The following is a 7,931-nucleotide window of genomic DNA, read 5'->3' as shown; positions in this document are numbered from 1 at the left end:
CGGCAGTCTTGCGCCGTGAAGCGTTGAACGTGACCGGCGGTTTCAGTGGCGTCAGCATCACCGAGGATTGCGAGACGGCGATCGCACTGCATTCACGCGGCTGGAATAGCGTTTATCTCGACAAGCCACTCATTGCTGGCCTACAGCCTGCGACGTTCGCGAGTTTCATCGGCCAGAGAAGCCGCTGGGCACAAGGCATGATGCAAATTTTGCGCTTCCGTTTTCCGCTTTTCAATGGTGGTCTCTCCGTACCGCAACGTCTGTGTTATCTATCCTCCACGTTGTTCTGGCTGTTCCCTTTTCCCCGTGCCATATTCCTCGTCGCTCCCCTGTTCTATCTTTTCTTCGGCCTCGAAATCTTCACTGCATCCGGCGGCGAGTTCCTTGCCTATACGCTCATCTACATGATCGTGAACCTGATGATGCAAAACTATCTCTACGGCGCATTCCGCTGGCCGTGGATTTCGGAACTCTACGAATACGTACAAACAATCCATCTTTTGCCCGCTGTCATCTCGGTGATCCTGAATCCGCGCAAACCCACTTTCAAGGTGACTGCGAAGGATGAACGGATCGACCGCAGCCGCTTGTCGGAACTGGCTGCACCTTTCTTCGTCATATTTTTCGTACTCCTCGTCGGTGTCGGAGTGACCATCTACCGTATCTATACGGAGCCATATAAGGCCGATGTTACGCTGGTTGTCGGCGCCTGGAACCTGCTCAACCTGATCTTTGCCGGGTGCGCTCTCGGCGTGGTCTCCGAACGGGGAGATAAACGGCCTTCCCGCCGCGTCAAAGTTTCAAGGCGTTGCGAGTTTCGACTTGGCGACAAATGGGTTCCGGGGACGATAGACGACGTGTCCGTCAATGGCATACGCGTTCAGCTTTTGGGGAACCTGACCGACGAGCTATCCATCGAAATGGCATCGGACGTCCGCTTCAAAACATCGGCGACTGGCGAAATGGGCGATCTTCCCATTCAGGTGCGAAACATCCGAAAACAGGCCGGCGAGACTGCGGTTGGCTGCTTGTTCATGCCTGATGATCCCACGGACYATAAGCTGATAGCGGATCTGATCTTTGCAAACTCTTCGCAATGGACGAAATTCCAGCTCGACAGGCGCGGCAATCCGGGCCTTATCAAGGGAACGATCTGGTTCTTCGGTGTAGCCATGTTCCAGACCTACCGGGGCTTCTCCTATCTTGCTCGGCAGATCACCGGAAGGGACAAGGTGGGATGGGAGCGCACGTGATGAAACGGCTGTTCACCGCCTGCCTATTGACAATGCTTGCCACGCTGCCCTTGCAGGCGCAGGTCTCGCCGTTCGATATGTCACCTGAAAAACCGGCGGAGGAAACAGCTCCACCACCGGAACAGCCGACTGTGCCAGCAACGCCCGATCTCGCTCCCATATTGCCCGCTCCGAAGTCAGACGTCCCGACGATTCGCTATATCATCCCGCAAGACAGCTTGTCCTTCAGTGGAGAGACCGGCGAGAAAACCTGGGCCGTCTTCATTACCGAGGATCAGGCGGCGTCTGCAGCAACGTTGTCACTGACTTACCAGAACAGCCTTATCGTCGCGCCGGAATGGTCGACACTGACATTGTCAATCAACAATGCCCGGATCATCAATGAACCTGTGCAATCTTCGGAAAACCGGAAGACGCTGACGGTCGATGTCCCGGCAGGAATATTGAAGGCAGGTCTCAATGTCTTCAAGATGAGTACCAGCCTACGTCACCGTACGGACTGCACTGTGCAATCGACCTATGAATTGTGGACGGAAGTTGATCCGTCCAAGACCTTTCTGTCATTTACAGGAGATGGTGCCCGCAGATTCAGAAAGATCAATGATGTACGGGCGATCGGCGTCGATGCGGCGGGGCGCACGACCTTTAATCTCGTCGTGCCCGCCATCAATCGTATGGCGGCGACAGCGCCAATGTTGCACCTCGCCGAAGCACTGGCAGTCCTTGCCAATATGCCCAATCTGGCGGTTACGATCTCTCCGGCAATGCCGAAAGAGCAATTGCCCGGCTCCCTCACGATCTTGGTTGGCACCGATGATGAACTGCAAGGATTGCCGGAAGCCTTGCTTGCAAACACCCCTGGAGCACCCCTTGCCGCTTTCGTCGATGATCCGGCCACAGGAGGTTCTGTGCTGCGTGTGCGCGGGCCAGATTGGCAGACCGTAACGAATGCTGTTGCCAGCATAGTCGATCCGTTGAAGCGCGAAATCGGTGTGCCGCGCTCGTTCCTGTCAACGCAGACATGGCGCTCCCCCGATGTCCCGTTGTTTACGTCTGCCTCCCGGGCGAAGTTCCGTGATCTCGGTGTGCCAACACGCAATTTCAACGGTCGGCGTTTGCGCACGGAATTTGCAATCGGCGTGCCATCGGACTTTTACGCCAATGAATATGGCAAAGCGACAATTCTGCTGGATGCAGCTTACTCCGAGGACGTTCTGCCGGGCAGCCAGATCAATATCTACGTCAATGACAATATTGCTGCGACGCTTCCCATAACCACGAGAGGCGGCGAGATCCTCCGGCATTTTCCTATCGGTTTCACCATGCGGCATTTCCGTCCCGGCGCTAATCTGATCACGATGGAAGCCGTACTCAATACGCGTTCTGACACGGTGTGTGCGCCAGGAACAGGCGCAACCTCCCCTACGCGTTTCGCCTTGTTCGACACGTCAGAATTCGTGATGCCTGACTTCGCCAGGATCGGCACCATGCCTAATCTGGCAGGCCTGAGTGGCACGAGCTTTCCCTATGGCCGCTCCGACAAACCGCTGCCGGTGATTATCAACAATGGAGGCGAAAAGAGTTACTCCGCCGCGGCTACCCTGCTCGCACGCATGTCCGTCGCAGCGGGAAGGCCGCTTGAGGTCGACCCTCGCGCTACGGCGAACTCCACCGTCAATTCAAACGCCCTGTTTATGGGCGCAATTCCCCAGATCGAGTCGACCGTGCTGACTCAGACCGGCATTGCCGAAAACATCCGTACAGTCTGGAGCGACGTGCGCGGCGTCGAACCGGCGGCCGATACGGGCCCCACGCAGGTCGAATTCGATCAGTGGCGAGAGCGGCTCGCCGGACGCGGCTGGCGCGGCCAGATCTCTTCGTTCGATGATTGGCTCAACCGTACCTTCAACATCTCTCTGAATTCATTCTCTTTTTATGCTGGACGAGACGAGCCCTATGCACCGGAACCTGCCGCTTCGCTATTGATCGCGCAGAGGGCCAATCCTGCCGGTGATGGCGTGTGGACCCTGGTGACCGCACCTACGGACGATAGCCTTCTGGACAGTGTTCGCGCCATGACACAGCAGGATCGCTGGTCAAAACTTGACGGCCATATCTCCATCTACAAAGGCGGAACTGACGAAATTCAGGAGGTGCCGGTCGGTGAATTTACTTTCGTGCCGACGCAGCCCCTGTCCTTTTCCAATATGCGCCTGATCATCGCGAATTGGCTCTCCGGCAATATACTTTCGTTTTCACTGCTGCTCATCGTCTTTTCGACTTTGCTTGGCGTCGCCACCTCCCGCCTCCTTTCCAATTTGGGGAGGCGCGTATGAAGCTGTACAGTCTTGCCTTGGGAGTCCTCCTGGCTCTTGTTTGGAGCAACACTTCCATGGCGCAAATATCGGCAAAGGCTCACATAAAGCCGGATGACTGGCAGGCTTACAAGTCGCGTTTCGTCGACGCGAGCGGCCGTGTCATCGACGATGCCAATGGTAAAATCAGCCACAGTGAAGGCCAGGGCTATGGATTGCTCCTCGCGTACCTCGCCAACAACAAGGCAGATTTCGACCTCATCTGGTCGTTCACGCGCACAGAGTTCTTGCTGCGTGACGACGGCCTTGCCGTATGGAAATGGGACCCCAACAGCAAGCCGCATGTGACCGACAGCAACAACGCCTCCGACGGCGACATTCTAATCGCTTACGCGCTTATTCTGGCGGGATCGGGGTGGGACCGCAAAGATTTGACGGCAACTGCGAAAACCATGATACGGGCCATTGGCAAAACCAACGTGATCGAGGCGCAGAAACAACTCCTGCTGCTTCCAGGTGTGACCGGCTTTTCCGCGACCGAGCGCGAGGACGGTCCGGTTATCAACCTCTCCTACTGGATTTTTGAGGCCTTCCCCAAATTTGCAGCCCTCGACCAAGCGACTGATTGGAACAGGCTTGGTAAGGATGGCTTGTCAATGATCGATGTCGCGCGCGCGGGTCCACGCTCTTTGCCTGCTGACTGGATCTCTGCAAGAACAGTTTTCAAGCCGGCCAAGGGATTCCCGCCTGAATTCGGCTACAACGCCTTGCGTATCCCGCTCTATATGATGCGTGCCGGCGTCACCGATCGCGCACAGCTCGAACCGCTGCGTCATGGCATGTCGCCTGACGGTACAAACGTCGCGATTGTCGATATTCCGAGCGGAACTGCGACAGAGACCCTGACCGATCCCGGTTACACAATTATTCCTGCGCTCGTCGATTGCCTACTCGACAAGAAGAAGCTTCCCCAAAGCGTAACGTCCTTCCGGCCAACACTTTATTATCCATCGACACTCCATTTGTTGTCGCTATCCTTTGTCTACGGCCAACATCCGGAATGCCTATGAAGAAGTCGAAGCTGCTAATCCTTCCCATTATCGCCGCCTTCGCCGGACTGGTTGCGGTGCAGTTGGACTATGTTCCAGCTCTGGCAACCGCGAACGGCTCAGTCCGTTTGGCAATGCTTGAGAGCAGCGATCCGCCGCCAGACGCGCAAGCCGACGATAGCTATGTCGTAGCTCAGTCCGGGCGGGCACCGAAAACGCAAGCCCCCAAGCCGGCTGCGCCAGCGCCCGGTGCAGCGACTGCGCCCAAGGTGGATGAAACGGCGCTTCGCTATTTCGCCCGTCAAGGAGACAAGCGCAGGCTCGAAGCGGAGATCGCTCGTTTGCGCGTACTTTACCCTGGCTGGACGCCGCCGGCCGATCCGACCTCTGTGATGCCGCAGGCAGACACGGCGCTCGATGCGATGTGGAAACTTTACGCAGCTGGCAAACTCCCGGAACTGCGCAAAGCCATTCAGGAACGACAGACCTCCGAGCCGGGCTGGAAGCCTCCGGCGGATATGTTGCAGCTGGTGGAACTTGCAGAATCACGCGAGCAATTGATCAACGCATCAGATCTCAAGCAGTATGATACCGTCATCCGCATCGGTTCGTCCCACAACAGTCTTTTGACTTGCAGCGATGTCGATGTGCTCTGGCGCGTTGCCGAAGCATTTGCCAAGACTGACCGTGTGGCGCGGGCGAAAGACGCCTATGGTTATGTTCTTGACAATTGCACCAAGCCCGAAGAACGGCTGGCGACAGTTCAAAAGGCGCTGCCGCTATTGGGCCGGGCCGATCTCGACGTCTTACTTGCAAGAGAAAAGACAAATGCGGACGGCAGCAAGGAATTCGATTCCATTCGCAATGACCTTGCACGAAAAGCAGTTGCCGATGCGGGCGCAGACCCAAAGTTGGTGATACCGCCAGCCGATATAAGCCGTGTCGAGAAACTGGCAAACGATATTGTCGAGCCTTCCGATCCGTTGATCCTTGGTTGGTACTACCTGCGTCGCAACGACCCGGTGTCCGCGGAAAAATGGTTCAGGCTTTCCCATGACCGCGAAAATGCGGCCTCGTCTTCGCAGGGCCTCGCGCTCGCGATGATCGCGCAGTCCCGGCCTGCAGAAGCCGAGGCAACCATCTATGAATGGCGCGACAGTTCAGACGGTGCGAAAGCCGTTTATATGGCTGCCGTTGCAAATCTTCTGGCACAAGACCCACCTGTCGAGATTGCTCCGGCGATACTGCAACGTATGGTTCCGGAGGTCATGAAAGCCAAGGACGCCAATGCGGCACAACAGCTCGGCTGGTATGCCTATCTCCTCAACCAGTTCGAAACGGCCTCCGGCTGGTTTTCAACAGCGTTGCTATGGAAACCCGACGATGAGCCATCGTCCTATGGTCTGGTTCTAACCCGCGAGCAGCTTGGCGACACGGCGGGGGTCGCCGATATCCAGCGGCGCTGGGCAGGCAAGTCCGACCGGATCGCGCGGCTCGGCGAATTGCGCAACACGCGTCAACGCGGTCTCGTTCCGTCACCGGAGCGGTTTGGCACCGATACCTCGACGGCAAACCAACCGGAGACGCAATCAACGACTAGCCCGGGAGCTCCGGCGACAGCGCTTCTCCAAGACAGTTCAGTTGTCGCAGCCAATCCGCTCAGTACGACTCTTGCTCCGACGCTCGCGGACCGGGTCGCCGAGACCATCGCGCGGTCCAGGGCTATCCAGTCGCAAAATCAAACCGAACCAGTGCAATCGGCCCCAGAACCGCGACGTACACGTCCCCCTCAGCAAACGACGGTCAACACCAGCCAGCGTGCCTATCGCGGCTGCACGACAACGATCGATCCGCAAACACTCTCGTCCGACGGTGCGTTGACACGTGGTTGGTGCCTGATGGACATGAACCGTCCGCTTGAAGCAGCGGCAGCATTCGAACGAGGTTTGCTCAGCCGATCGGAAGCGGCCAAAAGCGACGCCGCCTACGGCCAGAGCCTCGCTTATCTACGCGCTGGACTTGCCGACAAGGCTGCTGTCGCGGCGTCCAAAGCGCGTCAGAAACAGTCACGTCAGATCGAACTCGACACCGCACTGCTGGCATCCCGCGCCACGGATTCGTTTACCGCCGGCCGCTACAACGAAGCCTTGCTCGCACTTGACCAACGGGCGCGCATAGCACCGGAGCGCAACGACCTCATGGTTCTGCGCGGTTATGCTTATATGAACCTGAATCGTCTGGCCGATGCACAACGAGTGTTCGAGGCTGTGGCGGCTACGGGAAGTAAGGACGGCTTGCGCGGTATGGCAACGATCAGGGCAATACGGAACAGGGAATACTGAGGGAGATCGGAACTTTTTCCGTTATTTTGACCTGTTGTTGTCGCTCGGCTTTATTGTCCCGAACCGTTGTACGGTGTTGTAGCGTAAATTTTTGATTTCCACGATGCCACCTTCTAGAACGGTGTAGATGACTTCGCCGTTCTTCGTCGTAGCGGTTTCACCGGGCTTTCCCTCCCCTCTTATGATCTTGTTGATCGTTGCAAGCTGCGATGCACTGTCCTCTTCGGCAAATGCAACCGGAGAATGCAGACCGATGGTTAAGAGAAAAGGAAAAAGAGCCATTATTGGTCTGTTCATCATCATTCCTTAGCCGAAAACAAAGCGTGCCAATCTAGCTCATYCTAGAATATACGGCTCGCTCAATCATGAAAAAGATATAAATAGCCCACCTCATTCAGCCCGAGCGCGACCTTTCGCTAAGTTTAATCCTCACTTCCTGGGAAGAGTCCTTGACGGGCGCTAGAAGGTGGTTCGGATCGTAGTGCTCCTTCGCCAGTTTCAGCGCGGGCCATATTTCTCCAAAATGTTCTATCCAATCGTGGCGGGGGTCATACTGGTCGTACCTACTGGATATATCTCGCAACCTATTCTTTTTGCTTTGTGATAGAGACGTCCATTGTCCAGAATTAATTCTTTTACAGATTGGAGTCGCGCGGAACGGCGCGCAGCAATGCAAACAAGAAGAATATATCTTCGTTCGGGACCCGTAACATCGGCTGCCGGAAATTGCTTCTCTTCAGAGGGTATAGAAGTAAAACTCCCGAAGCACCCATCTCCTCAGGCCGTAAGGCCTCGGTTGTGTTTTTACAAATTCGGCCGTCCCGCTCGCCGGCAGAAACAGATTCAACCATGGATGGGAATAATCCCATTCGCCCGTGAGCCTGAAACGTGTAACCGAAGGCTACATCCTCTCAAGAAACTTCAGATAGGATAGCTCGGTAATTTCAATCGCGTTGCCATCGCTCCTTAGAC

At 56.2% G+C, this 7,931-nt stretch carries 6 protein-coding genes and 1 pseudogene; 4 read left to right on the top strand and 3 right to left on the bottom strand.

Annotated elements, in window-relative coordinates:
- From ACXJ5O_RS14050 to ACXJ5O_RS14035, 4 genes are all read left to right on the top strand, one after another.
- A partial coding sequence (locus ACXJ5O_RS14050; protein WP_457300426.1) for a glycosyltransferase family 2 protein occupies positions 1–1,253 on the top strand: 1,253 nt, incomplete at its 5' end.
- Positions 1,253–3,589, top strand: a complete 2,337-nt coding sequence (locus tag ACXJ5O_RS14045) for a cellulose biosynthesis cyclic di-GMP-binding regulatory protein BcsB (RefSeq protein ID WP_457300425.1) — start codon at positions 1,253–1,255, stop codon at positions 3,587–3,589. The genes ACXJ5O_RS14050 and ACXJ5O_RS14045, both read left to right, overlap by 1 nt.
- Complete coding sequence (locus tag ACXJ5O_RS14040) at positions 3,586–4,638, top strand: glycosyl hydrolase family 8 (RefSeq protein WP_457300424.1); 1,053 nt, start codon at positions 3,586–3,588, stop codon at positions 4,636–4,638. Before ACXJ5O_RS14045 ends, ACXJ5O_RS14040 begins: the two co-directional genes overlap by 4 nt.
- On the top strand, positions 4,635–6,959 hold the full coding sequence (locus ACXJ5O_RS14035; RefSeq protein WP_457300423.1) for a cellulose synthase: 2,325 nt from the start codon (positions 4,635–4,637) through the stop codon (positions 6,957–6,959). The genes ACXJ5O_RS14040 and ACXJ5O_RS14035 overlap by 4 nt, the downstream gene beginning before the upstream one ends.
- A gap of 21 nt (positions 6,960–6,980) precedes the next feature.
- Here ACXJ5O_RS14035 and ACXJ5O_RS14030 read toward each other — a convergent pair whose 3' ends face one another.
- From ACXJ5O_RS14030 to ACXJ5O_RS14020, 3 genes and pseudogenes are all read right to left on the bottom strand, one after another.
- Positions 6,981–7,241, bottom strand: a complete 261-nt coding sequence (locus tag ACXJ5O_RS14030; protein ID WP_457300422.1) for a hypothetical protein — start codon at positions 7,239–7,241, stop codon at positions 6,981–6,983.
- Positions 7,242–7,353: 112 nt separating this feature from the next.
- Complete coding sequence (locus tag ACXJ5O_RS14025; protein ID WP_457300421.1) at positions 7,354–7,542, bottom strand: hypothetical protein; 189 nt, start codon at positions 7,540–7,542, stop codon at positions 7,354–7,356.
- Between the two features lie 153 nt (positions 7,543–7,695).
- Positions 7,696–7,833, bottom strand: a pseudogene (locus ACXJ5O_RS14020) (hypothetical protein); the annotation flags it as partial.
- Positions 7,834–7,931 lie beyond the last annotated feature (98 nt).

This window comes from Phyllobacterium sp. P5_D12, from assembly GCF_054049495.1.
Note: the sequence above shows the minus strand (reverse complement) of the source record. Positions and strands in the feature narration are given on the sequence as shown.

Bases quoted from the DNA above. Each gene is read 5' to 3' on its own strand.
- ACXJ5O_RS14045 (WP_457300425.1), top strand. From the start codon at position 1,253: ATGAAACGGCTGTTCACCGCCTGCCTATTGACAATGCTTGCCACGCTG.
- ACXJ5O_RS14040 (WP_457300424.1), top strand. From the start codon at position 3,586: ATGAAGCTGTACAGTCTTGCCTTGGGAGTCCTCCTGGCTCTTGTTTGG.
- ACXJ5O_RS14035 (WP_457300423.1), top strand. From the start codon at position 4,635: ATGAAGAAGTCGAAGCTGCTAATCCTTCCCATTATCGCCGCCTTCGCC.
- ACXJ5O_RS14030 (WP_457300422.1), bottom strand. From the start codon at position 7,241: ATGGCTCTTTTTCCTTTTCTCTTAACCATCGGTCTGCATTCTCCGGTT.